Annotated in this window: 21 protein-coding genes; 13 read left to right on the top strand and 8 right to left on the bottom strand. The window is 71.0% G+C overall.

Features of this window, described 5'->3' with window-relative positions:
• Both fdh and AB0L00_RS31730 read right to left on the bottom strand, forming a co-directional pair.
• The gene (gene fdh, locus AB0L00_RS31735) at window positions 1-3,228 is read right to left on the bottom strand and encodes a formate dehydrogenase (protein ID WP_364440748.1); all 3,228 of its coding nucleotides are present in this window, start codon (window positions 3,226-3,228) and stop codon (window positions 1-3) included.
• A 167-nt stretch (window positions 3,229-3,395) separates the two neighbouring features.
• Window positions 3,396-4,202, bottom strand: coding sequence for a polysaccharide deacetylase family protein (locus AB0L00_RS31730; protein ID WP_364440747.1), 807 nt, complete (start codon window positions 4,200-4,202; stop codon window positions 3,396-3,398).
• A 165-nt stretch (window positions 4,203-4,367) separates the two neighbouring features.
• Here AB0L00_RS31730 and tatA point away from each other — a divergent pair, with 165 nt between their 5' ends.
• Window positions 4,368-4,664 carry a Sec-independent protein translocase subunit TatA gene (tatA, locus tag AB0L00_RS31725; RefSeq protein ID WP_364440746.1) on the top strand — a complete coding sequence of 99 codons (297 nt, stop codon included), beginning with the start codon at window positions 4,368-4,370 and terminating at the stop codon, window positions 4,662-4,664.
• A gap of 15 nt (window positions 4,665-4,679) precedes the next feature.
• Here tatA and AB0L00_RS31720 read toward each other — a convergent pair whose 3' ends face one another.
• The 4 genes from AB0L00_RS31720 to AB0L00_RS31705 form a co-directional block, all read right to left on the bottom strand.
• Entirely contained in the window at window positions 4,680-5,117 is a 438-nt protein-coding gene (locus AB0L00_RS31720) for a nuclear transport factor 2 family protein (protein ID WP_364440745.1), read from the bottom strand.
• 133 nt (window positions 5,118-5,250) lie between these two features.
• A complete protein-coding gene (locus AB0L00_RS31715; RefSeq protein ID WP_364440744.1) occupies window positions 5,251-6,738 on the bottom strand; it encodes an NAD(P)/FAD-dependent oxidoreductase in 1,488 nt (495 codons plus the stop codon).
• Window positions 6,739-6,875: 137 nt separating this feature from the next.
• Window positions 6,876-7,814, bottom strand: coding sequence for an ATP-binding protein (locus AB0L00_RS31710; RefSeq protein ID WP_364440743.1), 939 nt, complete (start codon window positions 7,812-7,814; stop codon window positions 6,876-6,878).
• Window positions 7,811-8,737: an MEDS domain-containing protein gene (locus AB0L00_RS31705; protein WP_364440742.1), complete on the bottom strand. Its 927-nt coding sequence runs from the start codon at window positions 8,735-8,737 to the stop codon at window positions 7,811-7,813. Before AB0L00_RS31705 ends, AB0L00_RS31710 begins: the two co-directional genes overlap by 4 nt.
• A gap of 417 nt (window positions 8,738-9,154) precedes the next feature.
• Between AB0L00_RS31705 and AB0L00_RS31700 the strand changes: the two genes are divergently transcribed.
• Complete coding sequence (locus AB0L00_RS31700; RefSeq protein ID WP_364440741.1) at window positions 9,155-10,288, top strand: polysaccharide pyruvyl transferase family protein; 1,134 nt, start codon at window positions 9,155-9,157, stop codon at window positions 10,286-10,288.
• Window positions 10,288-11,934 carry a right-handed parallel beta-helix repeat-containing protein gene (locus tag AB0L00_RS31695; RefSeq protein WP_364440740.1) on the top strand — a complete coding sequence of 549 codons (1,647 nt, stop codon included), beginning with the start codon at window positions 10,288-10,290 and terminating at the stop codon, window positions 11,932-11,934. Before AB0L00_RS31700 ends, AB0L00_RS31695 begins: the two co-directional genes overlap by 1 nt.
• Window positions 11,935-11,993: 59 nt before the next feature.
• Here AB0L00_RS31695 and AB0L00_RS31690 read toward each other — a convergent pair whose 3' ends face one another.
• Complete coding sequence (locus AB0L00_RS31690; protein ID WP_364440739.1) at window positions 11,994-12,425, bottom strand: DUF2267 domain-containing protein; 432 nt, start codon at window positions 12,423-12,425, stop codon at window positions 11,994-11,996.
• Between the two features lie 274 nt (window positions 12,426-12,699).
• Here AB0L00_RS31690 and AB0L00_RS31685 point away from each other — a divergent pair, with 274 nt between their 5' ends.
• The 10 genes from AB0L00_RS31685 (at window position 12,700) to AB0L00_RS31640 (ending at window position 23,061) form a co-directional block, all read left to right on the top strand.
• Entirely contained in the window at window positions 12,700-13,545 is an 846-nt protein-coding gene (locus tag AB0L00_RS31685; RefSeq protein WP_364440738.1) for an LLM class F420-dependent oxidoreductase, read from the top strand.
• Window positions 13,546-13,665: 120 nt separating this feature from the next.
• Entirely contained in the window at window positions 13,666-14,115 is a 450-nt protein-coding gene (locus AB0L00_RS31680) for a DUF1931 family protein (RefSeq protein WP_364440737.1), read from the top strand.
• 149 nt (window positions 14,116-14,264) lie between these two features.
• A complete protein-coding gene (locus AB0L00_RS31675) occupies window positions 14,265-14,717 on the top strand; it encodes an Hsp20/alpha crystallin family protein (protein WP_364440736.1) in 453 nt (150 codons plus the stop codon).
• 67 nt (window positions 14,718-14,784) lie between these two features.
• Window positions 14,785-16,725 (top strand): molecular chaperone DnaK, encoded by a 1,941-nt coding sequence (dnaK, locus tag AB0L00_RS31670; protein WP_364440735.1) that lies wholly within the window; start codon window positions 14,785-14,787, stop codon window positions 16,723-16,725.
• Window positions 16,718-17,215 carry a nucleotide exchange factor GrpE gene (locus AB0L00_RS31665; protein ID WP_364440734.1) on the top strand — a complete coding sequence of 166 codons (498 nt, stop codon included), beginning with the start codon at window positions 16,718-16,720 and terminating at the stop codon, window positions 17,213-17,215. The genes dnaK and AB0L00_RS31665 overlap by 8 nt, the downstream gene beginning before the upstream one ends.
• Entirely contained in the window at window positions 17,199-18,173 is a 975-nt protein-coding gene (locus AB0L00_RS31660; protein WP_364440733.1) for a DnaJ C-terminal domain-containing protein, read from the top strand. Before AB0L00_RS31665 ends, AB0L00_RS31660 begins: the two co-directional genes overlap by 17 nt.
• Window positions 18,170-18,484 (top strand): chaperone modulator CbpM, encoded by a 315-nt coding sequence (locus AB0L00_RS31655; protein WP_364440732.1) that lies wholly within the window; start codon window positions 18,170-18,172, stop codon window positions 18,482-18,484. Before AB0L00_RS31660 ends, AB0L00_RS31655 begins: the two co-directional genes overlap by 4 nt.
• Window positions 18,475-21,072, top strand: a complete 2,598-nt coding sequence (clpB, locus tag AB0L00_RS31650; protein WP_364440731.1) for an ATP-dependent chaperone ClpB — start codon at window positions 18,475-18,477, stop codon at window positions 21,070-21,072. Before AB0L00_RS31655 ends, clpB begins: the two co-directional genes overlap by 10 nt.
• Window positions 21,069-21,494 (top strand): thioredoxin, encoded by a 426-nt coding sequence (gene trxA, locus AB0L00_RS31645; protein ID WP_364440730.1) that lies wholly within the window; start codon window positions 21,069-21,071, stop codon window positions 21,492-21,494. Before clpB ends, trxA begins: the two co-directional genes overlap by 4 nt.
• A complete protein-coding gene (locus AB0L00_RS31640) occupies window positions 21,478-23,061 on the top strand; it encodes an FAD-dependent oxidoreductase (RefSeq protein WP_364440729.1) in 1,584 nt (527 codons plus the stop codon). The genes trxA and AB0L00_RS31640 overlap by 17 nt, the downstream gene beginning before the upstream one ends.
• A gap of 15 nt (window positions 23,062-23,076) precedes the next feature.
• Here the strand turns inward: AB0L00_RS31640 and AB0L00_RS31635 are convergent, their stop codons facing one another.
• Window positions 23,077-25,881: a LuxR C-terminal-related transcriptional regulator gene (locus tag AB0L00_RS31635; protein WP_364440728.1), complete on the bottom strand. Its 2,805-nt coding sequence runs from the start codon at window positions 25,879-25,881 to the stop codon at window positions 23,077-23,079.
• Window positions 25,882-26,162: the final 281 nt, after the last annotated feature.

The raw sequence follows: 26,162 nt of genomic DNA, 5'->3' as shown, positions 1-26,162 counted from the left end.
TCAGATCTCCATGCCGGTCCGTTCGGTGATGCCCGCCCGCCGCTGGTACTCCCGGACCAGTTCCAGCGCCGCCGGTCCGCGCGGCCGCCGTCCGGGGCGGATGTCGCAGGCCATCGCCTTGACCTCCTGGATGTGGATGTTCGGGTCGAGGGAGAGGTGGGCCAGTTCGTTGGCCGAGTCGCCCCGGCTGTAGCCGTTCCTCCCCCAGTGGTACGGCAGGCCGATCTGGTGCAGTCGCTTCCCCTCCACGACCAGCGGGGTCATCCGCTCGGTGACCAGCACCCGGGCCTCGATGACGGCGCGCGCCGAGACGATCGTGGCCCAGCCGAGGTGGGTCAGGCCGCGCTCGGCCGCGAGTTCCGGGGAGATCTCGCAGAAGAACTCCGGCTGCAGCTCGGCGAGGTACGGCACCCAGCGGGACATTCCGCCGACGGTGTGGTGCTCGGTGAGGCGGTAGGTCGTGGTGACGTAGGGGAAGACCTCCGATCCCGGCTTGCCGTCGCTGGGCTGGTACCGGTTGACCGGATGCTCGATGAGCTCCCGGGCCGGGTTGCGCCCGTACTTGTAGAGCAGGTTGTCGGACGGCGACTCCTGGGGTTCGTAGTGCGCGGGCAGCGGGCCGTCGACGATGCCGGCCGGCGCGTACAGCCATGCCCTGCCGTCCGCCTGCATGATGAACGCGTCGGTGCCCGAGAGCGCGTCCGGGCCTTTGGCGTCCGGCGGGGGCCGGTGGTCCGGGGGCCGGGTCGGCGGGAAGTCGGGCGTGTCCGGTCCCGTCCAGCGCCGGGCCTCCGGGTCCCACCGCACATACGCCTTGCGGTCGCTCCAGGGCCGGCCGTCGGGGTCGGCGGACGCGCGGTTGTACAGGATCCGCCGGTTCGCCGGCCAGGCCCAGCCCCATTCCGGCGCCACGTGGTCCTGTTCCCAGCCCGGTTTGCGGCGGGCGGCCTGGTTGACGCCGTCGGCGTAGACGCCGCAGTAGATCCAGCAGCCGCAGGACGTGGAACCGTCGTCGCGGAGCTCCTCGTAGGAGCCCAGGTGCCGCCCGTCCGGGCCGAAGCCGTTGATCTCGGCCAGCACGGCCGCCGCGGACGGCTCGCCCTGCGTGCCCTCGGTCGGGTAATCCCAGGTCAGACGCTTGATCGGCAGGTCCATCGGGTCGTCGGAGTCCGCCAATCTCTCCCGGATCAGCCGGCCGAGGTGGTACACGAACCACAGGTCGCTGCGAGCCTCGCCGGCGGGCTCGACGGCCTGGTCCCGCCACTGCAGCAGGCGGTCGGTGTTGGTGAAGCTGCCCGACTTCTCGGTGTGCGCCGCGGCGGGCAGGAAGAAGACCTCCGTACGGAGGTCCTCGGTGCGCATCTCCCCCGTCTCGATCTCCGGGCCGTCCTTCCACCAGGTCGCGCTCTCGATGAGGGAGAAGTCGCGGACCACCAGCCAGTCGAGGCCGGCCAGGCCCATGCGCTGGTACCGCGAGTTGGACGAGCCGGCGGCCGGGTTCTCGCCCATCAGCAGGTACCCCTTGCAGACGCCCTCCATCTGCCGAAGGACGGTGTGGTACGTGCTGTGGTTGCCGGTCAGCCGGGGCAGGTAGTCGAAGCAGAAGTCGTTGTCGGGGGTCGCGTGCTCGCCCCACCAGGCCTTCAGCAGACTGACCATGTAGGCGGACATGTTGCCCCAGTAGCCCTTGCTCGCCGCCTCGTCCTCGAGGTAGGCCGCGAGCCCGGCGTTCTGCCCCAGATGCGGCATGGGGATGTACGCGGGCAGCAGGTCGAACAGCGCGGGGATGTCGGTGGAGCCCTGGATGTTGGCGTGCCCCCGCAGCGCGAGGATGCCGCCGCCGGGCCGCCCGATGTTGCCCAGCAGCGACTGCAGGATCGAGGCGGCGCGGATGTTCTGCACGCCGGTCGTGTGCTGCGTCCAGCCGACCGCGTACGCGATGGCCGTCGTGCGGTCGCGGCCGGAGTTGTCGGTGATGAGCTCACAGACGCGTTCGAACGACTCCCGGGGGACGCCGCAGATCTGCTCGACGATCTCCGGGGTGTACCGCGCGAAGTGCCGTTTGAGGATCTGGAAGACGCACCGCGGGTGCTGCAGCGTCTCGTCGGTGTGGATCTCGCCGGAGACCTCCGGGCCGCCGGAGCCGTGCGCCTCGACGCGCGCGGTCTCGGTCAGCAGCAGGATCTCCTCGTCGACCTCGCCGGCGGGCGCGGGCATCTCGCTCCCCGCGTACTGCCAGCTGCGGGGGTCGTACTTCCGGTGCTGCTCGTCGAAGCCCGAGAACAGGCCGTCGAGGTCCTCGGTGTCCCGGAACTCCTCTCGGACGATCGTCGCCGCGTTGGTGTAGGCGAGGACGTACTCGCGGAAGTACTTCTCCTGGTCCAGGACGTAGCGGATCAGCCCGCCGAGGAAGGCGATGTCCGTGCCGGCACGGATCGGCACGTGCAGGTCGGTTAGCGCGCTGGTCCGGGTGAAGCGCGGGTCGACGTGGATCACGACCGCGCCCCGGGCCTTGGCCTCCATCACCCACTGGAACCCGACCGGGTGGCATTCGGCCATGTTCGAGCCCTGGATGAGGATGCAGTCGGCGTTCCGGAAGTCCCGCTGGAACGTCGTGGCGCCGCCGCGGCCGAAGCTGGTCCCCAGACCGGGGACGGTGGCGGAGTGTCAGATACGGGCCTGGTTCTCGATCTGCAGCGCGCCGAGCGCGGTCCACAGCTTCTTCAGGAGGTAGTTCTCCTCGTTGTCCAGCGTCGCTCCGCCCAGGCTCGCGATGCCCAGCGTGTGCCGGACGTTCCGGCCGTCGTGCTCCCACACCCAGCCGTCCCGGCGGGCGGCGATCATCCGGTCGGCGATCATGTCCATCGCCCGGTCGAGCGGGAGCCGCTCCCAGTCGGTCCCGTACGGCCTCCGGTACAGGACCTCGTGCATCCGCGAGGAGCCGGTGGTGAGCTGCAGGCTGGCCGACCCCTTGGGGCAGAGCCGGCCGCGGGAGATCGGCGACTTCGGGTCGCCCTCGATCTGGATGACCTGCTCGTCCTTGACGTAGACCTTCTGGGCGCAGCCGACCGCGCAGTACGGGCAGACGGAGTTGACCACCTTGTCCGCGTCGCGGATCCGGGGGCGCAGCCGGGCGGTGCGCCGGCTCTTCGCCGCGTCGCCCCGTGGATCGCCGCCTCTGAGCTGGCGGAGGACCGGCCATGACGCGACCAGCTCGCGCAAGGTCATGTCACCCGCCTGCCCGCGGCCGGTCCCGTTGATTCGTCCCTTTACCGGACGAGAACCCGCCCCAGCGCGGATCGTTACCGCGCGAAGGAGTCACGCGCAATGGAGTCACCGCGCACGTCACAGCATCACCTCGCCGCGCCGCGTCACGGCGTGGCCCCCGCGCCGCGTCACAGTGCCACGAACGTCAGGCCGCGCTGTTTGAGGGCCGGGAGCACGGTCCGCAGCGCCTGGATCGTCTCCGAACGGTCCCCGCCGCCGTCGTGGCACAGGATGATGTCGCCGGCCTTGCTGCCGAGCATGCTCCTGGTGATCGACGTCGTGCCGGGACGCGCCCAGTCGCGCGGATCGACCTCCCAGTCGATGCAGATCATCCCGTGCTCCGCCGCGGTGTCCATCACCTGGGCGGACCAGTTGCCGCCGGGGGCGCGGAAGTACCTCGGAGCCACGCCCGAGGCCTGCGCGATACGGTCGTGCGCGCCGCCGATCTCCTCCTTGATCTGGCCGGCGCCGAGCCCTGGCAGGTTCAGCGGGTGGGTGACGGTGTGATCGCAGACCTGGTGCCCGGCGGCCACGATCCGCTCGACCAGCTTCGGATACTCCGCGACCTCGCTCGCGATCAGGGAGAACGTCGCCGGCACCTGGTGTTCGGCGAGCAGATCCAGCATCATCGGCGTCCAGCGCGGGTGGGGACCGTCGTCGATGGTCAGCGCGACGGCGTTCGGCGGAGCGGCCGGCGTCAGGTCGTGCAGGCTGTGCACCGGCCTGCGCAGCGCCTGCGGCGATCCGTGCGCGTAGCCGGGATCGCGTCGCGGCGGACGCCCGGCCCCGGACGGACGCGCGTGCGGCGCGGGCTTCTTCCCGGGCCGCGCGTCCGGCCGTACCAGCCGGAGCAGCTCGGGGACGCCGCCCGCCGCCAACCCGGCACCGGCGACGGCGGCTGCCAGCAGGGCTTGACGCCTGGTCGGTCTACGCATGCCTCCCCCATCCGCCGATTCCGTCGTGTACGTACCCATCCCACCGTCAACAGGCGTCAAATCGGATCTAGCGGGCGACTCAAGCTTCAGCGGACGCGACAGTACGATGGGGATACGAAACCAAGCGTGTTGTGACCCGGCGTCCTGGTCAGTGAGGAGAGGGCGATGGGCGAGTTGTCCATATGGCACTGGCTGATAGTGCTCGCGGTGGTCATCCTGTTGTTCGGATCCACCAAGCTGCCGCAGGCCGCGCGGTCGCTGGGGCGATCGATGCGCATCTTCAAGTCCGAGACCAAGGGCTTGATGACCGATGACGAGGAACCGGAGTCCGCACGGGGGCTGCGGGAGGAGGCCGCGCGGCTGCGGGAGGAGGCGGCCCGCCTGGAGAGCCAGGCCGAGCGGCCGCAGGAGCTTCCGGCCCCGGACCGCGACGCCACGCGCGGCGGAGACCGGAAACCCTGACCCGAGCCTGCGTTCCTAATCGGCCAGCCACGGATACCGGGCGGTGTCCGCGTCCGCGTAGTCGGGGTCGAGGTAGACGAACAGCCGCTGGATCTTGAAGTCGCGGATCTCGAAGACGTCGCACCAGCGGCCGGCGTGGGTGACGCCGGCCCGCCACTCGGCGCCGGACGCCGTACGCCCGGAAGAGGTGCCCTCGACGACCAGCAGGTCGCCGTTGTAGGCGAAGTTGAGGTAGGCGTAGTCGTGCTCGATCGCGGCGAGGATGCCGCCGACGTCGGCGAACAGCCGCTTGATCTCCTTCATGCCGGTCGCGACGCCCCACTTGGGGAAGTAGACCTGCGCGTCGTCGGCGAACAGGTCGAAGAAGTCGTCGCCGCGGTCGAGGCGCTTGAGGTACTCCAGCGCCACCGCCTTGCGCTGTTCATCGGTCATCGTCTGAGCGCTCAGCGCCATTCGTCTTCTCCTAACGCTTCCCCGCCGTCCGGCCGGGAGTGGTGGATTCGAGCCTTCCTGCGGTCGATCTGCGTCGGAGGCGATCCCGTTACCCGGTCGGCGTGGTTCGCCGCCAATCCCGGCCGGCGGGAGGTCAGCCGGCGCGGCGGCCGGCCGTGGAGGCGGCGGGCCGGCGGGAGAACCGCAGGGCGCCGTCGTCGATGGCGCGATACCGAAAGGTGACCAGGTCGTGCGCGTAGCTCATGCCGAGCCGCCATGGGGCACGTGAGCCCGCCTTGGGGAACTCGTCGACGGAGCGCAGCACGTAACCGGACTGGAAGTCCAGAAGGGGGCGTGGGGTGACCGTCGGATCGTCGTTGCGCGGCACGCACTGGTCATAGCCGTGGGCGTCGAGGTGCCGCAGCAGCCGGACGACGTACTCGCTGACGAGGTCGGCTTTGAGGGTCCAGGAGGCGTTCGTGTAGCCGATGGTGAAGACGAAGTTCGGCACGCCGCTGAGCATCATGCCCTTGTAGGTCATCGTCTCCGGCAGCCTGACCTCGCGGCCGTCGACGGCGAGCCGTACGCCGCCGAAGGCCAGCAGCCGCAGACCCGTGGCGGTGACGACGACGTCCGCGTCCAGCTCGGCGCCCGATTCCAGGCGAAGCCCCGTCCGGGTGAACTCCGTGATCCGGTCGGTGACCACCGAGGCGCGCCCACGACGGATGGCCCGGAACAGGTCGCCGTCGGGGACGAAGCACATCCGCTGGTCCCAGGGCTGGTAGCGGGGCGTGAAGTGGGTGTCGACGTCGTAGCCCGGCGGCAGCCGCCGGAGCAGCCCCTTCCGGATCACCGACTTGACGAGCCGCGGACGGCGGCGGCTGAGCCGGTAGAGCAGCGTGATCACCACGACGTTCTTCCACCGCACGATCGGGTACGCGCGGCGGCTCCCGATCAGACGCCGCAGCCTGTTCGCAATGGGATCCTCGGCCGGCAACGCCATGATGTAGGTGGGCGAGCGCTGCAGCATCGTCACGTGCGCGGCCTGCTCGGCCATGGCCGGCACCAGCGTGACCGCGGTCGCGCCGCTGCCGATCACCACGACCTTCTTGCCGGTGTAGTCGAGATCCTCCGGCCAGTGCTGGGGGTGCACCACCGTGCCGCCGAACCGCTCCACGCCCGGGAACTCCGGCATGTGGCCGGCGTCGTAGCGGTAGTAGCCGCTGCAGGAGTAAAGGAAACCGCAGGTGAGCCGGACCGGCGCGCCGTCGTGCACGGCCTCGACCGTCCAGCGGGCCTCCTCGCTCGACCACTCCGCGGATACGACCCGGTGCCCGAAGCGGATGTGCCGATCGACCCCCGCCTCGGCGGCGGTGTCGCGAATGTAGCGCAGGATCGACGCCCCGTCCGCGATGGCCTTCGCCCGGCCCCAGGGCCGGAACCGGTAGCCGAGGGTGTGCATGTCCGAGTCCGACCGGACGCCGGGGTACCGGAACAGGTCCCAGGTCCCGCCGATCGCGTCCCGTGCCTCCAGGATCCGGTACGTCTTGCCGGGAAACGCCTCCTGGAGGTGGTGGGCGGCACCGATGCCGGACAGCCCGGCACCGATGATCAGCACGTCGACGTGCTCGACCTCGGTCATTCCCGCTCCTCCCGTCCAGGGGTACGACCCGCACGGTACGCCGATATATCCGAGTCTGCGACGTCCCGCCGACGGGCGTGAGCCGTCGTGACAGGGAGCGTTCCCGGCGGCCGTCGACCGCGACCGGCGCCGGAGGTTCAGCGCGCCGGGCCGGTGTCCTCCGGCGGTTCGGCGGGGCCGCCGGCATGGTCGGCACCATCCTGGTCGGCGCTGTCACCGAGGTCACCGAGGTCGGCGACGAGGAGGAGCCGGTCGGCGAGGCCGGCGTGCCGGAGGCACTCGCGCAGCGAGGATTCCCCCAGGACGACGGTGAGCCGCGCGGCCGGATCCTGCTCGACGCGGTGCTGCAGACCGGACAGCGCGGCGATTCCCGCGGTGTCCCAGTAGGCGACCGCGCGCAGGTCGAGGATCAGCTCCGCGCGGGAGTCGGCCATCAGGTCGGTGGCGGTGCCGAGGAGTTCGGCTCCCGCCTTCCGATCGAAATCTCCGGTCGCGGTGAGGATCAGCCGCGGCCGGCCCGCCGGTGTGCCGTCCCGCACCGCTCGGGTGGTCAGGCGGAACGGCGGGCGGGGCCCGGGCTCGGGCAGCGCGAACGTCAGGACGACGTGGGTACCGGTCCGGTCGGAGCGGAGGCTGACGGCGTCGGCGGCGCAGCGGATCAGCCACAGGCCGTGCCCGCGCTGATAGGGCCACCGGTCGGTGGGGTCACCGTCGGAAGGTGGTGACGCGGCCGACGGCGCGCCTTCGTCGTCGACCTGGCAGCGGAGGCGCCCGGAAAGGTGCCAGACGCGTGCCCGTCCGGTCCCGGCGCCGTGCCGGATGGCGTTGGTGGCCAGCTCGTGCACGCAGATCACGGCGTCCTCCGCCCGGCCCTGCGGCATGCCCGCCGCGACCGCGTGCGCCTCGACCGCCGAACGCAGCGCGTACAGGGAGTCGCCGTCGAAGACCTGGTCCAGGATCGGCGGCTCTGATGGCTCGGCCTGCTCCGGCGCCGCGCCGATCGTGCTCGATGGTTCACTCTTCTCCCCGCTCCCGAGGTCGGGGCGGCGGGGATCGTGCGGAGCGTCGTGCGTCATCGTCGGCTCACATCGACATTCGGCAGGTCGGCGGCGCCCAGGATCACGAACCGGGACTCGATCGCCGGGTGGCAGTGCAGGATCATGCGGCGGGATCGCGGGATGCTGCGGGCCACCTCCAGGATCAGGCGGGTGATGGACACGTCGATGAAGGTGAGATCCGCCATGTTGACGGTGATGTCGCCGTCGACCCGGATCGCCTCGGCCAACGCCAGCGAGAGCGGCTCCTGGGCCTGTACGTCGATCTGGCCGGCGATGCGGATTCCAGGTGGCGCGTACTGGCGGCAGATCCGCAGCAGTTCGTCGTCGTGGTAGGTGGCCGCCGCGACCGAATGCGTGTGGAACGGCGCGACCGAGGCGAGGGTGACGGGGTCGAACCGGTCCCGGTCGTACTGGCACAGCACCGACAGCGCGCCGGTGGTCTCGCTCCCGGCACCGCGGCCGTCGGCCGTCCGCTTCGCCGGCTCGCCGACCATCACGGCGATCTCCTGCTCGAAGGCGGGGAGTTGCTCGATGCCGGCGATCGGCCGCAACGCCCATCCCATGTCCAGGGCGATCCGCAGCGCCGGATAGCCCTTCCGGCGGGTCAGCTCCACCTGTTCGCGCAGCCAGCCAACGGCCCGTCCGACGTCGAACGCGCGACCGGCCGTCAGGCCCTCCTGGCAGCCGACCACCGTGATCGGCCCGGTCCCGTCCCGGGCCGGCCGGCCCGGGACATCCGTGGGGTCGAATCCGCGCCGGCCCAGCTCGGCCACCGCCTCGTGCGGGGTATCGCTGAGCCAGATCACGCGTGCTCCCCCCGTCAGTCCGTCGCGGACGAACGCGGCGGTCAGATCGGCGAGCTCTTCGGCCTCTCCGAAGGTCAGGCAGGCATGATCATGGACGGTCAGATCCGTGATCTGAGCCTCTGTGTCCGCGCCCACCGACCCACCTCTTCCGCCGTGCACCGGCCCACCACGATCCCTGACGCGGTGAAACCATAAGAATCTAGTCTCTCGCAGGACTCCGCCGCGTCGAGAACGCGGGTCCCGCGACGCCCTCGACGAGCGCCCGGGTACGGCTCCCGTCGCGCGGCGCACGCGCCGGCCCACCGGCTCTTGTACGACGCGGCGCCCGGCCGCGCCGACGGTCGTCCTCCGGAGCGCGGGGCTACCTGAAGTGAGGATGTGGCGGCACACCGCTGCCGTCACCATGGTGTGTGTGATTTCGTCCCGGTCGGCGCGGTCATGCGCCGACCGTGGCCCCGGCGCCGGAGGCCGCCCGCCGAGCCGCTCCCGACGCCTCTCGTAGTACACCGTGTCCCTCGTCCGGCTGACCGGACCTGAGGGGAGGTGAACCGAATGTCGGATGATGACCGGCACGAACTCCGGATCGGAGTGCTCGGATCGTACGGGGGCCTGAACCTCGGCGACGAAGCCATCCTCGCCTGCGTTCTGGACAGCCTTCGGCAGATACGACCGGCTGCGGAAAGGGTCGTCTTCAGCCGTCACCCAGAACACACCCAGAACCGTTTCGGCATCCCGGCGGTGGCCTACGCCGGGGTCTCCCAGGGGCAGCTCCTCGAGGCGGAGGCCGGGCTGGACCTGCTCGTCCTCGGCGGCGGCGGAATCCTGCACAACGGCCTCGCGGCCTCGGTCATGCGGCCCGTACGCCTGGCGCACCAGTTGGGCATCCCCACGTTCGGCTACGCGATCGGGGCCGGACCGCTGACCGGCCACGAGGAGATCGACGTCGTACGGGAGGTCATCGACCGGATGACCGACCTCACGGTCAGGGATCAGGAGTCGATCCTCGTCCTGGAGGGGATGGGGATCACCCGGCAGATCTCGGCGACCGCCGACGCGGCGGTGCTGCTGGAGCCGGAGGAGTTCACGGAGGAGATGCTGATCCGCGAGGGGATCGACGCCCAGACGCGCCTCGTCGGGATCTCGGTGCGCGAACCCGGCGGCGCGGCCGACAACCTGGACGAGAGGACCTACCACGGTCTGATCGCTGAGATCGCGGACTTCATGACCTGCAGATACAACGCCCAAGCGGTGTTCGTTCCGATGGAGCGGGGCGACATCGCCCACGCGCACGCGGTGCTGTCGGCGATGAGCGCGCCGGAGAACGCGCGGATCCTCAACCGCCCCTACAGCCCCGGCCAGATCGCCGGGCTGATGCGGCACCTGGAATTCGCGGTCGGCATGCGGCTGCACTTCCTGATCTTCGCCGCCTGCGCCGGGGTGCCGGTGCTGCCCCTGCCGTACGCCGGCAAGGTCTTCGACTTCGCGCAGACGGTCGGCGCGCCGGCGCTGACCGCCATCGCGAAGAGCCAGGCCGGACCGTTGCTGGCCCAGCTCGACCGGCTGTGGGACGAACGGCACGCGTGCACCGACCGACTGCGGCAGCGCTTCCAGTACCTGCGCGAGCGCGCGCGGGAGAACCAGGAGCGTTGCCGCACCCTCATCGACCGTCTGGATCCGGTTTCCTGATGCCCACAGACCCTTTCTTCCACAACGCGCTCGAGCACGGGCTGGTCGGTGACGGGAAGGCCAACGACCAGCCCGCCCTGCAGGACCTGGTCGACAAGCTCGGGGACGCCTACCTGGACGATGGCCAGCCGCGCACCATCTTCTGCCCGGCGGGCCGCTATTCGATCCGCGACCGGGGCACCGTCTGGCGGAGCGGCATCTCCCTGATCGGGGCCGGCCCGGCGGCCACACGGTTCTCCCTGGCGAACCCCGGCGACCCGACCACCGCCACCCCACTGGCCTACTTCACCACGCTGCAACACGGCGCCGGTCGCCACAACCACGTCGCCGACTGCACCTTCGCGCACTTCGAGATCGACGGCTCCGGCGTGAGCCTCTCCGAGTACGACGTGCTGGCCAAGGGACTCGGCCTGCAGTACGTCCTCCGGGGAAGATTCCGCGACCTGTACATCCACGACACTCCGGCCACCGGGTTCGGCTGCGACTTCCTGCAGGACACCTTCGTCGAGAACCTGCTGGTCGTCCATTGCGGGCGGCTTGAGCGCAGCGGCGAGTGGCTGGGCGGCGCCGGCATCGGCATCGGTACCGGCGGCTGGGGCTCCATCGAACGCTGCACGGTCTCCTCATGCACCACCGTGCGCAACGGCACGAACGGCATCTTCTTCGAACTGCAGAACCGGGAATGGCCGCCGCCCCGCGGCATACGTGTCATCGGCTGTCACTCGGAGGGAAATCGCTTCGGCCTCTCCGACTGGGGCACGGACGGACTGGTCGTCTCCGGATGCACCCTGATCGGCAACCATCAGGCCGGCTACGACGTCTCGGCCCTGGGCACGTCCGCCGTCGCCGGGCGCGGCGGGATCATCACCGGCTGCGTCATCGAGGACAACGTCTGGGACGGTGTCGCGATCGGCAACACCCCGGGCCCCTACACCTTGGCGGGCAACCGCATCAGCGGCAACGGCCGTTACGGGTACTGGCAGCACAACCTGGCCGCGGGCCCTCAGGAGGCGGCCGCCAACATGATCATCGATGCCAACGAGTTCTGGGACAACGGCCTCGACGGCATCTTCGTCGAGTCGGCGCTCGCCGATCCCGACATCGCCGGCAACCGGATCCGCAGCAACGGCCGGCGGTGCGAACCAGCGGCCGAAGGCGAGGGCGACACGGTGTTCTACACGGCACGCTCGTTGATGGACACCTCGGCCGGCTGGCGCGCGGATGGGCACGTCGGCAAGTGGGTCACGGCCGGCGGGCAACAGGCCATCGTGATCGGCAACACCGCCACCGAACTCATCCTCGCGCCCTCCCGTCCCGGTGCCGCCACCGCGTGGTCCGAGGGCACGCCGAATCCCGGCGCACCGTACAGGCTGCCCGACGCACCCGAGGTCAGAGCCGGCATCGCGCTGGCCGCGAGCGTGCACAGTCCCTCGATCCACGACAACCGCGTATGGGACGGCGAACCGCGCAAGACCCAGACCCACGGGCTGGTCATCACCGATCGCGGGACCTGTGGTGTCGCGTGGGTCCACGACAACGACTTCGGGGGGAACGGCGTCGCCGCCGTCGAGTTCGACACCGAGCCCTCCGGTGGTTGCTGGCACCACAACCACGGCCTGGACGGATGTCCCCCCGCCGGCGCATGACCCCGTCCGGCCGCCGGGCGCATCCCCACATCGGGCAGGTCACCGGACGTCCCGGTCCGCTAGGGCAGCATGGCGGCGAGATCCTTCGGCAGCTCCGCCTTGATGTCCTCCCACTCGCCGTCGGTGATGTAGACCCTGAGCGCCTCCACGACCGCGCGTACGAGACCCTCCGTGCCGCCCTGGATCTCGTACGGCGGCATCTCCGTCCGTACCTGGTCGAGGAACTCGTCCTTGTGCATCTTCTTCGGCACCTGGCTCGGATGCCATCCGTCGTAGTACATCCCGCGGACGAGCATCGGCAGCTGGGCCGCGAAGTCGACGGCCTCGTCGACCGTCAGTCGATCGCGGAGCGCGTGCAGTACCGCGCGCAAGGCGTTGTAGGACTGGTTACGCCGCTCCTTCGGCCAGTCGTAGGACTCTTCGATCAGGTGCAGGATGCGATTCGTCTTGTCGACGGTGGTGTCGATGGAGTGGTATCCGGTCTGGGGCATCGCAGCGCCTCCGTTCCTTCGGCGTCGCACCGCCCTCCATCGCGCCGCCCTTGCCCTCGGTCACCTGCGGCAATCGTGGGCCATCGCCTCCTTTGCCGGGATTTTACTTCCCCGTCGGGTGGTCGTTCCACGCAGTGGATCATCCGTCCGCCCTGACGAGTGCGGGCAGATGAGGTACGGCGCACCGGGGACAGGTGGCCTCTCCGCGCGGGCTCGTCGACGTTTGCGGTGCGGCGGGCCTGGAAGAGGTTCACTGAGGGGAACGGGGGGCCTGATGAAGTTCGGAGTCGCGACATTCGTCACCGACGAGGGGATCGCACCAGCGGACCTGGGACGCGTGCTCGAGGAGCGCGGTTTCGAGTCCCTGTTCGTCGCCGAGCACACGCATATTCCGGTGAAGGTGGAGTCGCAGTGGCCGGAGGGCGACGAACTGCCCCGGAAGTACTACCGGACACTGGATCCCTTCGTGGCCCTCACGTCCGCGGCCGAGGCGACCGAGCGGCTTCTGGTCGGCACCGGCATCCTCCTCCTCGTCGAGCGCGACCCGATCGTGACGGCCAAGGAGATCGCGAGTCTGGACCGTGTCTCGGCCGGTCGGGTCGTCGTCGGAGTCGGGGCCGGGTGGAACCGCGAGGAGATGCGCGACCACGGTACCGATCCCAGGACCCGCGTCGAACTGCTGCGGGAACGAATCCTCGCGATGCGGGAGATCTGGACCCGGGACGAGGCCGAGTTCCACGGCCGGTTCGTGAACTTCGACCCGATCTACTGCTGGCCCAAGCCGGTGCAGCGGCCGCATCCGCCGATCCTGGTCGGCGGCAGTGGGCCAACGACGTTGGACCGGGTCCTGGAGTACGGCGACGGCTGGATGCCGACCTACGGGCTGGGCACCGACGAAATCACCCGCAGGACCGCCGAGCTGGAGCGGCGCGCGACGGAGGTCGGCCGGGGGCACCTCCCCGTGTCCGTCTACGCCGTGCCCGCCGACCGTGAGGTGGTCGCCCGGCTGGCGGAGGCCGGTGTCGAGCGCGTGCTGTTCGACCTGCCGACGGTCCCGGCCGAGGAGACCCGGCGGGTCCTGGACGAGTTCGCGCGGGTCGCCGGGTCGTTCCGGGACTGAGATCCGGAACTGAGACACGCCGGCACCGGCCCGTACCCGACACCCGCCTTCGACCTACCCGGATGTGGGATGCCGGGCGCGGCCTCCGCGGTCCAGGCTCGACACTGGGAGGTGGTATCCATGCCCCCGACCGGCATACCCCAGTTCCAGCGTCTCTTCCGAGCGGCGGCGAGCCTGGACGTCGACAAGGACGATCTCAAACGTTACGACGACTTCGTCGACGGCAAGATCCACGACCTGCTCCTGATCGGCCAGGCGCACGCCAAGGCGAACGCCCGTGATGTCATCCAGCCACACGACCTGCCCGTGACGAAGGGGCTGCAGGAGTGCGTCCACGAGTTCCGCAGGCTCGACGAGGCGATCGACGTCGAGTCCCTGCTCGAGCGACTCGCGAAGCACCCTCCGCTCGACCTGGCCGTCGCGGAGGAGACCGAGGGAAGGCTCCCCGAGCTCGCGGGCGGGCTGACGGTGGCGCTCGCCCGCGCTTTCAAGCTCATCGACACGAAGTTGAAGAACCCGCACACCGAGCACTGGGAGCGAGTCACCCGCGTGTTCGATCTCCTGCTCTAGACCCGCGCCGGCCGCGACCGCTCCGGCCGGAGGCGTGATGTCTACCAGGTCGGAGGATGTGGCGGTCTGTTTGAAGAGCGAGTTTCGAAGGTGAAGGCGTTTTCAGCCAGGAGGCCAGCTTTTAGCCAGGAGGCGAGGAGGTCTGAGCCATGGCACCGCCGATGACACGCCGGCATCAGCCCGGCACCGCCCTCTCGGGCAGGTCAGGAGAGTTCGCCGACGTCTACGACCAGATGGGCGAGCTGCTGAACGCCGCGTTCGGCGGTCTCGGGGAGGAGCTCCCCTGGGTGCCGCTCGCGGACGTGTACGAAACCAAGGACGCGTACGTCATCGAGGCCGAGCTGCCCGGTGTGCGCAAGGACGCGGTCGACATCGAGCTGGAGGACCGCGAGCTGGTCATCACGGGCGACATCGTCGAGCGGGAGGGGCGCGGCCTGTTCCGCCGGAGAGAACGGCGGACCGGCCGGTTCGAGCTTCGCACGCACCTGCCCGGCGAGATCGATCCCGACGGCGTGCAAGCGAGCCTCTCGGAGGGCGTGCTGACCGTGCGGGTTCCCAGGTCGACGACGGAGAGACAACGACGAATAGAGATCTCGGACTGAGCGATGCGGCCGGTCCCGGCGTTCGGCCGAAGACCGGAAACCCGGCGGACCGGTCGAGGAGGAAGGAATGGCTAAGGCAGTCGGAATCGATCTCGGCACGACGAACTCGGTGATCGCCACGACCGAGGACGGTCACCCCACCGTGATCCCCAACAGCGAGGGATCGCGTACGACGCCGTCCGTGGTGGCCTTCACCGAGCAGGGTGAGCGTCTGGTCGGGCAGCTCGCGCGCCGGCAGGCGATTCTCAACCCCAAGGGCACGATCTACTCGGCGAAACGGTTCATCGGCCGCCGGTACGACGAGGTGGCCAGCGAGATAAACGCGGTCTCCTTCGACGTGGTGTCCGGTCCGGACGGCGCGGTGCGCTTCGACGTCCGCGGCAAGATGTACGCGCCGGAGGAGATCTCCGCACTCGTGCTGCGCAAGCTCGCCGACGACGCGGGCAAGTTCCTCGGGGAGCGGGTGACCGAGGCGGTCATCACGGTCCCCGCGTACTTCAACGACGCCCAGCGCCAGGCCACGCGGGACGCGGGGAAGATCGCGGGCCTGGAGGTCCTGCGGATCATCAACGAGCCGACCGCCGCCGCGCTGGCCTACGGGCTGGACAAGGGCGCGAACGAGACGGTGCTGATCTTCGACCTGGGCGGCGGGACGTTCGACGTGAGTCTGCTCAGCATCGGTGAAGGCGTCGTGGAGGTCCTCGCGACCGCCGGTGACGGGCATCTCGGCGGTGACGACTTCGACCGCCGGATCGTCGATCACCTCGCCGATGAGTTCCAGCGGGACACCGGCATCGACCTGCGCCAGGATCCCCAAGCGCTGCAGCGCCTGTTCGAGGCCGCGGAGAAGGCAAAGGTCGAGCTGTCCTCGGTGACCCAGACGACGATCAACCTACCGTTCGTCACCGCGGACGCGACCGGCCCCAAGCACCTGAACACCACGCTGAGGCGCTCGACGTTCGAGCAGATCACCGGCGACCTCATCGAGCGCACCAAGGGCCCGGTGCAGACGGCGATGGCCGACGCGAAGACCACCGCGAACGACATCGACGAGGTCATCCTCGTCGGCGGGTCCACCCGCATCCCGGCCGTGCAGGAGCTCGTCCGCAGGATGACCGGCGGCAAGGACCCCAACATGACGGTCAACCCGGACGAGGTCGTCGCCCTCGGCGCGGCCGCCCAGGCCGGCGTCATCAAGGGCGAGGTGGAGGACGTCGTCCTGCTGGACGTCACCCCGCTGTCGCTCGGCCTGGAGACGCTCGGCGGCGTCATGACCAAGATCATCGAACGGAACACCACGATCCCGGCCCGCCGCACGGAGACCTTCAGCACCGCCGAGGACAACCAGACCGCGGTGGACGTCGTCGTCCTGCAGGGCGAACGCGAACGCGCCGCCGACAACCGGGTCCTCGCACGGTTCCGGCTGGAGAACATCCGGCCCGCCCCACGCGGCGTACCGCAGATCGAGGTGACCTTCGACATCGACGCCAACGGAATCCTCAACGTCTCCGCGCGGGACAAGGACACCGGCGTCGAGCAGACGGTCACCATCAGCGAGACCACCAACCTCGACCAGTCCGAGATCGAGCGGATGATCCAGGACGCCGAGCAGCACCGCTCCGAGGACGAGCGACTGCGCGAGGTGATCGACGCTCGCAACGCGCTCGACTCGGTCGCCTACCAGGTGGAGAAGCGGGTCCAGGAGCTCGGGGACGCCGTGCCGGCGCACGAGAAGGCGCGGGCCGAGATGCTCGTGATGGACGCCCGCGAGGCGATCAAGCTGGAGGTGCCGATCGAGCGGCTCCGGTCCCTGACCGCCGAACTGCAGCAGGTCTACCACGGACTCGGCATCGCGACGGCCGGCGCCGGACCGGGCGCGGCCGGACCGGGCGGCCCCGGCGGACCGGGCGGCCCCGGCGGACCGGGCGCCGGTGGCGGAGCCGCTGGGGGCGGGCCCGCCGGAGGCGACGACGACGTGATCGACGCGGAGTTCACGACCGATGAGTGACATGCGGCCGGACGAACCGGTGGCAGAGGACGCCGGCCTGGCGACGAGGCTCGCCGAGTTGGAGGACCGGTGGAAGCGCGCGCTCGCGGACCTGGAGAACCACCGCAAGCGCGCCGCCCGCGACGCCGAACGGCTGCGGTCGGACGAGCGCGCCAGGACCGCCGCCGAGTGGCTGCCCGTCGTGGACAACCTCGAACGGGCCATCGAGCACGCCGGCGCGGAGCCCGACGTCCTCCTCGAAGGGATACGCGCCGTCCGCGACCAGGCGCTCGCGCTGCTGGCACGGCTCGGCTACCCCCGCCAGGACGACACGGGGCGGCTGTTCGACCCCACCCGGCACGAGGCGGTCGCCACCATTCCCGACGCCGACGCCCCGGAAGGGACGATCGTGCAGGTGACCAGTCCCGGTTACGGCCAGGGCGAGAACCAGTTGCGTCCGGCGCAGGTGGTGGTCTCGAAGGGGCGGCAGGCCGATGGCTCCGGCCCGTGACTTCTACGAGATCCTCGGTGTGCCCAGGACGGCCGGTCAGGAGGAGATCCAGCGCGCCTACCGCAAGCTCGCCCGTAAGTACCACCCCGACGTCAACAAGGCCCCCGACGCGGAGGACCGCTTCAAGGAGGCCTCGGAGGCGTACGCCGTGCTGTCCGACCCCGAACAACGCAAGCGCTACGACGCCTTCGGCGAGGACTTCCGGCGGGTGCCGCCGGACGTCGACCCGGAGACCTGGGCACGTGCCCGTGCCGGCGCCGGCGGGCGGGCCCGCGCGGGAGCCGGGGCCGGGGCCGGGGCCGGGGGGTTCGGCGGCTTCGGTACGGGGGGCGAGGAGGTCGACCTCGAGGATCTGCTCGGCGGCATCTTCGCAGGACGCGCCGGCCGCACCGGGCGGGGACGCCGTCCAGGCGGCTTCGGGTGGGGACCGATGCCCGGCGCCGACCAGGAGGCCGAGCTGGAGATCGGCCTCGACGAGGCCTACCGCGGAGGGCATCGCACGATCCGCCTCGACAGCCGGACCATCGACGTCGACATCCCCGCCGGGGTCACCGACGGTCAGCGGATCCGGCTCGCCGGGCAGGGCGGCCGCGGCGGCGACGGCGGGCAACCGGGTGATCTGTACCTGCTCGTGCGCATCAGGCCGGACCCGACCTACCGCGTCGACGGCCGTGACGTCACCGTACGGCTGCCGCTCGCTCCCTGGGAGGCGGCGCTCGGCACCACGGTCCCGGTCGAGACGCCGGGCGGCGAGGCGAAGGTGAAGGTTCCGCCCGGCTCGTCCTGCGGCAGGCGGCTGCGGCTGCGCGGCCGCGGCCTACCCAACCCCCGAGGTACTCCGGGCGACCTGTACGCCGAGGTCCAGATCAGAGTGCCGCCCCAGCCCAGTCCCGAGGAGAGACGGCTCTTCGAGGAGCTGGCCGCCAAGTCGTCGTTCGATCCAAGGAGACGATCGTGAGATACGCGCTCATGCGGCCGGTACGGGTCGATCTGGAGACCTTCGCCCGCGACGCCCACGTCCACCCCGAGCTGGTCCGCCGGTTCGTCGCGCTGGGCATCGTCGACGCCGACCGTGACGTCTCCGGCGGGCTGTGGTTCTCCCCCGAGCAGCTCGCCGCCCTCGCACGCGTGCAGCGGCTCCGCACCGGGTTCTCGCTCAACTACGCGGCGGTCGGCCTGGTCTGCGACCTGCTCGACCGCATCGCCGCCCTGGAGGCGGCCCAGAGACATCGCGCTCAGCAACGCACCGGAGGTCGATCATGGACCTGAACCGACTGACCGAGAAGTCCCAGGAGGCCCTGCACGACGCGCAGACCAAGGCCCTGCGCTTCGGGCACACCGAGGTCGACGCCGAGCACCTCCTGCTCGCCCTGCTCGACCAGCCGGAGGGGCTGGCGCCCCGGTTGCTCGCCGGGGCCGGCGTGAACCTCGACCTCCTGCGCTCCGAGACCGAGGCCAAGCTGAACAAACGTCCCCGGGTCACCGGCCCGGGCGCCACGCCCGGCCAGGTCTACGTCACCCAGCGGCTCTCCCGCCTGCTCGACACCGCCGATCGCGAGTCCAAGCGGCTGAAGGACGAGTACGTCTCCGTCGAGCACCTGGTCCTGGCGCTCATCGAGGACGGTGTCATCAAGGGCGTCAGCCGCGACCAGTTCCTCCAGGAGCTCACCAAGGTCCGCGGCAGCCAGCGGGTGACCTCCGCCACGCCCGAGGCCGCGTACGAGGCGCTGACCAAGTACGGCCGGGACCTGGTCGCCGAGGCGAAGTCCGGCAGGCTGGACCCGGTCATCGGCCGGGACAGCGAGATCCGCCGAACGGTGCAGATCCTCTCCCGCAAGACCAAGAACAACCCGGTCCTCGTCGGCGACCCGGGCGTCGGCAAGACCGCGATCGTCGAAGGGCTCGCCCAGCGCATCGACCAGGGCGACGTGCCCGAGGGGCTGCGGGACAAGACCGTGTTCCAGCTCGACATGGGGTCGCTGGTGGCGGGCGCGAAGTACCGGGGGGAGTTCGAGGAGCGCCTCAACGCCGTGCTGACCGAGGTCAAGTCCGCCGAAGGGCGGATCCTGCTGTTCGTCGACGAACTGCACACGGTCGTCGGGGCGGGCGCGGCCGAGGGCGCGATGGACGCCGGCAACATGCTCAAGCCCATGCTCGCCCGCGGCGAGCTGCACATGATCGGCGCGACGACGGTTCAGGAGTACCGCAAGCACATCGAGAAGGACGCCGCCCTCGAACGCCGCTTCCAGCCCGTCATGGTCGACGAGCCCTCCGTCGAGGACGCGATCTCGATCCTCCGTGGCCTGCGCGAGCGCCTGGAGGTCTTCCACGGCGTGAAGATCCAGGACTCCGCGATCGTCGCGGCGGTGACGCTCAGCCACCGCTACATCTCCGACCGGTTCCTGCCGGACAAGGCCATCGACCTGGTGGATGAGGCGGCGGCGAAACTGCGCACCGAGATCGACTCGATGCCGGCCGAACTCGACGAGCTCACCCGGCGCGTGATGCGGCTGGAGATCGAGGAGGCCGCGCTGGCCAAGGAGGACGATCCGGCCAGCCGGTCGCGCCTGGAAAACCTGCGCAAGGAGCTGGCCGATCTCAAGGCCGAGGCCGACGCGATGCGCGCCCAGTGGGAGGCCGAGCGGCAGACCCTGCGCAAGGCCCAGGAGCTGCGGTCGGAGATCGAACGGGTGCGCCGGGAGGCGGACCAGGCCGAACGCAACTACGACCTGAACCGGGCCGCCGAACTGCGCCACGGCCTGCTGCCGGAACTGCAACGCAGGCTGCAGGCCGAGGAGGAGCGGCTGTCCGACAAGCAGGGCGGCCGGCGGCTGCTGCTCGAGGTCGTGACCGAGGACGAGATCGCCGACATCGTGTCCCGCTGGACCGGGATCCCGGTGAGCCGCCTGAAGGAGGGCGAGCGGGAGAAGCTGCTCCGGCTCGACGAGGTCCTGCACGAGCGCGTCGTCGGCCAGGACGAGGCCGTGCAGGCCGTAACCGACGCGATCATCCGGGCCCGCGCCGGGATCAAGGACCCGCGCCGCCCGATCGGCTCGTTCATCTTCCTCGGCCCGACCGGGGTCGGCAAGACCGAGCTGGCCAAGGCGCTGGCCGAGGCGCTGTTCGACACCGAGGAGAACATGGTCCGGCTCGACATGAGCGAATACCAGGAGCGGCACACGGTCAGCCGCCTGGTCGGCGCCCCGCCCGGTTACGTCGGCTTCGAGGAGGGCGGCCAGCTCACCGAGGCCGTCCGGCGCAAGCCGTACTCCGTGGTGCTGCTCGACGAGATCGAGAAGGCCCACGCCGACGTGTTCAACACGCTGCTGCAGGTCCTGGACGACGGTCGGCTCACCGACGCGCAGGGACGTACCGTCGACTTCCGCAACACCGTGCTCATAATGACCTCGAACATCGGCTCGGCGTTCCTGCTCGACGGCGTCACCGGGGAGGGCGAGATCAAGCCCGACGCCCGTGAGGCCGTGATGGGCGCCCTGCGGTCGCACTTCCGGCCGGAGTTCCTCAACCGCGTGGACGACGTCGTGCTGTTCAAGCCGCTGACGCACCGCGAGATCGAGCAGATCGTCGACCTGATGTTCAACGACCTGCGGTCCCGCCTCGCGGACCGCCGGATGACCCTGGAGGTCACGCCGGAGTCGTGCGCCTTCATCGCCCGGCAGGGCTTCGACCCGGTGTACGGCGCCCGGCCGCTGCGGCGGTTCATCGCCCGCGAGGTCGAGACCCGGATCGGGCGGGCGCTGCTGTCCGGGGAGATCCTGGACGGCGCGGTCATCCGCGTGGGACTGGAGAACGAGGAGCTGGTCATCTCCTACGAGAACCGCGAGGGGGACAGATGATCGTCCAGTGCCCGCACTGCGGCACGAAGAACCGCGTGCCGGCCGTGGCCGACGGCGTCCCGAACTGCGGGAACTGTCACCAGCCGCTCCCGTGGGTCACCGACGCCGGCGACGACGACTTCGCCGACGTCGCCGAACGCGCCTCGCTGCCCGTCGTGGTCGACCTGTGGGCGACCTGGTGCGGCCCGTGCCGCATGGTCAGCCCGGCGCTCGAACAGCTCGCCCGCGACATGGCCGGCCGGATCAAGCTCGTGAAGGTCGACATCGACCGGGCGCCCAAGCTCCAGGAGCGCTTCGCCGTCCAGGCCGTGCCGACCCTGCTCATCCTCCGCGACGGAAAGATCGTCGCCCGCCAGGCCGGCGCCGCACCGGCCCCGGCCCTGCGCGCGTGGGTGGAGAAGGCCCTTGCAGGAGACGCCTGACCTCAACGGCGCGTACCCGCGCCTGGACCCCGGGCAGATCGAACGCCTGTCCGGGTACGGGGAGCGCATGCCGACTCGGCAGGGCCAGTTCCTGTTCCGCCAGGGCGAGCGCGACTACGACTTCTTCGTGGTCCTGGAGGGCAAGGTCGCGATCCTCGACGGGGACGCGGTGATCCGGGTCCATGGACCCGGCCGGTTTCTCGGCGAGATCAGCCTGCTGTCCGGGCACTCCATACTGGTCGGCGCGGTCGTCGGCGAACCCGGCGAGGTTCTGCGGGTCCCGGTGGAACGCCTGCGCGCGCTGGTGGCCCGGGACCCGATTCTCGGCGACCTGATCCTGCGCGCCTACTTCATCCGACGGTCGCTGCTGATCGAGCAGGGCGCCGGTCTGCGGATCATCGGCTCGCGCTTCTCGCCGGACACCCGGCGGCTACGCGACTTCGCCGCGCGCAACCGGCTGCCACACCGGTGGATCGACTTGGAGGAGGACGAGGAGGCCGAAAAGGCCCTGCGGCGTCTGCACGTCACGCCGGCCGATACGCCCGTGGTGATCCTGAACGACCATCGGTTCCTGCGCAACCCGAGCAACGCCGAGCTGGCCCGGCTGGTCGGGCCGGCCGCACCGGTCGAGGAGGACATCGCCGACCTGCTGATCGTCGGAGCCGGTCCGGCCGGACTCGCCGCGGCCGTGTACGGCGCGTCGGAAGGCCTGCGCACGGCCGTCCTCGACGCGATCGCCACCGGCGGACAGGCGGGCACCTCATCCCGTATCGAGAACTATCTCGGCTTCCCCTCGGGCGTCTCCGGCGCCGAACTCGCCGAGCGGGCGGTCATCCAGGCCGAGAAGTTCGGCGCGCGGCTCGGCGTCCCGGTGGAGGCGACCGGCCTGGAAATCCTGGACGGACAGTACGCCGTCTCGGTCGGGAACGGCGGACGGATCAGGGCCCGCACAGTGATCATCGCAACCGGCGCTCGCTACCGCCGACTCGACGTTCCGAACCTGGAGCGGTTCGAAGGGTACGGCGTCTACTATGCCGCCACCGAGGTCGAGGCACTGATGTGTGAGCGGCTGCCCGTCGCGATCGTCGGGGGCGGCAACTCGGCCGGCCAGGCGGCGCTGTACCTCGCCAAGCGCGCGAACCGGCTACGGCTGTTCGTCCGCGGCGACGATCTCGGCAGAAGCATGTCGCGCTACCTCGTCGACCAGCTCGAACGCTCACCGAACATCGAGGTCCACCTGAACACCGAGGTGCGTGAACTGATAGGCGACGACACGCTGCGGGTGGTCGTCACCGAGAACAACCAGAGCGGCGAGCGGCGTGTCTTCGACGCCCGCGTTCTCTTCGTCTTCATCGGCGCCGACCCCTGCGTCACCTGGCTCGGCGGTCAGGTGAACCTCGACGAGAAAGGCTTCATCCGCACCGGCGGCGCGCTGCCCTTGGAGACGAATCTGCCGGGCGTGTTCGCGGTGGGCGACGTCAGGAGCGGGTCGATCAAGCGCGTCGCCTCCGCGGTGGGCGAGGGCGCCATGGCGGTCCGGCTGGTCCACGATCGTCTCAGCGGCTGACCATTGAGGCGGATGTCAGGTGTCCGCCTCCATGGTCAGCCGGGTCAGCTCGACCCGGGACGTCACCTCGAGCTTGCGGAAGATGTGGCGCAGGTGGAAGGCGACCGTGTGGGCGCTCATGAACAGCTGGTCCGCCACTTGGCGATTCGTCAGGCCCTGTGCGACGAGCGCGGAGACGCTGCGTTCGGTGTCGGTGAGGCTCGCCCAGCCCGAGACCGGCCGGTCGGCCTGGTTCCAGTGCCGGCGCCGGATGCCCAGCCGCCGCAGTCGGCGGCGCACCCGCGCCGCGTCCCGGGCCGCCCCGAGAGCCGTGTAGGCCATGAGCGCCGTGTCCAGGCCCGCGACGGCGTCCCGACGCAGGGCGGGGCACTCCTCCGTGATCAACATGCCCAGGTCCTCCGCCGCCGAGGCGCGCGCCCACGGATCGGCGTGCTCGGCGGCGGCGCGCTCGAGCGCTCCTCGGTCCCGATCGAGCAGGCCATGGGCGTGCGCGGCGGTGATACCGATGCCGGTGAAGGCGGGATGGTCGCCGGCCAGCCGGTCCATCGCCGCGACGACCGTACGGGCGCGCCCCCGGTCGCCCAGGGCGAGCACCGTCCGTACGAGCCATGGCGCCGCGGTGGGTTCGCTGATCAGCGTCCATCGCTGCGTCGCGAGATCGTCGCAGAGCCGCCCGACCGTCTCCGCCGCCGCGGCCGCGCCCTCACTGGCCACGGCGACCTGCGCCCGGGCCAGGAGGAGCCGCGCGTCGGCGTACGGTGAGCCGCAGTGGCACAGCGGCGGCCGCTCTCCTTCGGCGTAGCTCCGGGCCGCGCGCAGGTCACCGGCCCGCAGCGTCGCTGTGGCCAGCACCGAGAGTAGGTGCGAGGTGAGCACGTGCGGTCCGAGCGGGCCGATGATCGCCAGGCCCGCCTCCGCCTCGGCGGCGGCGTCGTGGAACCGCCCCGCGGCCAGGTGCATGCGGGCGCGAAGGACCGCGGGCGCCGCCGCCCAGGCCAGGTGGCCGGCGGTCTCGGCCTCCTCCCCCGCGCTCTCCATCACCGCGCGAGCCTCCTCGATGCGGAGAACGTCGATCAGCAGCATCGCCAGGATCATCTGTGGATGGAGACGGCGCGCGTCCGCCGACCTCGCGTGCCGTACGGCCTCGTGGGCCAGCCGCAGGCCGTCGGACAGCCGCCCCGATCCCCACTCCGACAGGGCAAGGGTGATCAGCGCCCCGGTGAGCAGGGCATCGCCGTGGCCACCCGCCGCGGACACGATCCGTTCCGCGCGGGCGCGGGCGCCGGCGTCGTCGCCCATCCCCGCCTGCGTGTTGAGCAGCACGAGCTCGGCCTCGTCGCGGAGTTCGCCGGACAGCCCCGGGAGGGCGAGAAGAGCGCTCGCCTCGGTCGCGGCCTCCCTCGTACGGCCCGTCAGGGGCAGGATCGCGGATCGCAGGCACCGCAGCCGGACGGACGTCTCGCCGGGCAGGGGCGTCATCAGCGCCGAGTCCACGAGACCGAGGGCCTCCTGCAGCCGGCCCGCCATGCTCAGTGCCCGGACGGCCGTCACGGTACGCGCGGGCCAGGCCGGATCGGTCGGATCGGTGAGCCGGAGGGCGTGCGCGGCCAGCGCCGCCGCGGCCCGGGGCGACTGCAGGAGCACCTCGGCGACCGCCCGGTCGAGGGCGGCCAGGGCGCGGGGGTCGCCGACCCGGACCCCCTGCATGAGATGTGCGGCGGCGGCCGGGACCGCGCTCCCGCCCCGCTCCATCAGGAGGTCCCCGATCTGCCGGTGCAGCGCCCGCCGGACCGGCGGCGGCACCGCGTCCGTGACGACCTGCCACAGCAGGCCGTTCCGGAACGCCAGTTCCTCCGGCGCGGCGACGAGGAGTCCCTCGGCGAACGCCTCGTCGAGCTGGGGCAGGAGCGCGGCCGGTGTCGTGCCGAGCACCTCGGCGGTGTCCTCCAGGCAGAACGAGCGCCCGAGGACCGCGCCCACGCTCAGCAGGTGACGCGTTCCCGGGCCGACCTGGCCCAGCCGGTGCCTGAGGTCGGCCCGGATCCGCTGCGGGATCCGGGGCGTCACCAGGCGCGCGCGCCCGTCGACGACCTGTACCGTCTCCTCGTCCCGCAGCCCGGTCAGCAGCTCGGTCAGCAGCGCCGGGTTGCCGCCCGTCTCCGCCGCCAGCGCCAGCAGATCCGGGTCGGGCACCGCTCCCAGCATGTCGATCACGACCTCCCGCACGGTCGCGTCGTCGAACGGGTCGAGCGTGAGCCGCGTCGCGCCGTCGCGCTCGAGCAGGTCGAACAGGCGGTCGGCCTCGAGCGCGCCGCCGGTCGTGCGGCGGGCCAGCAGCCATACGACGGGACAGGAGACGAGCGTCCGCGTCAGCGTGTGCACCGCCGCGAGCGTGGCCGGATCGGCCCGCTGCAGGTCGTCCACGCTCACCAGCACGGGTCCGTCGCCGCCGCGTCGCTCCAGTTCGGCTCGGAGCTCGCCCACGATCCGCAGCCGCCGGCCCGGCCGGCCGCCCGGCCCGGCGTCGCCCACGACCGCCAGGCCGACGAACGCGGACAGCAGTGGCTCGAGCGGCGCCACCTCCCCGAACTCCCCCACTCCGCCGGCCGCCGTCGAGAGCCCCAGCGCGGCGGCCGTGCGGGCGGCGCTCGCGAGCAGGAGGCTCTTGCCCGTTCCCGCCTCACCCTCGATGAGCACGACGCCGGACCGCCCGGCCTGGGCCGACCGCAGCAGTGCCGTGATGGCGTCCCACGCCCGTCCGCGGCCGCGCACCGTCCGTACGTGGCGCGGCGTCTCGGCCCACGAGCGCAGAGTGGCCATAAAACTGGGCATACCCGCTGCGCAGCCCGGGCGACCACCGGGGCTACCCGGTGGTCGGCGCGGCCGCCGAACCCTCGTCCGGTGAGATCCGGCCGACCCGGCGGCCGTGCCCGCGCCCGCGCCCGCGCCCGCGCCCGGCAGACCCTGCGGGCCATCCGCGCCGACCGGACCTAGGAAACGCGTATTTCGGTAACGGCCTTTCTCCAGCCACAGATAGACCGTTACCGGGCCCCTCAGTCGGCTCCGGTTCATCGGAACGACCCCACACCGGTCAAGCCGCA

The sequence above is a fragment of the Actinoallomurus sp. NPDC052308 genome (assembly GCF_040679195.1).
GTDB classification, from domain to species: domain Bacteria; phylum Actinomycetota; class Actinomycetes; order Streptosporangiales; family Streptosporangiaceae; genus Actinoallomurus; species Actinoallomurus liliacearum.
Note: the sequence above shows the minus strand (reverse complement) of the source record. Positions and strands in the feature narration are given on the sequence as shown.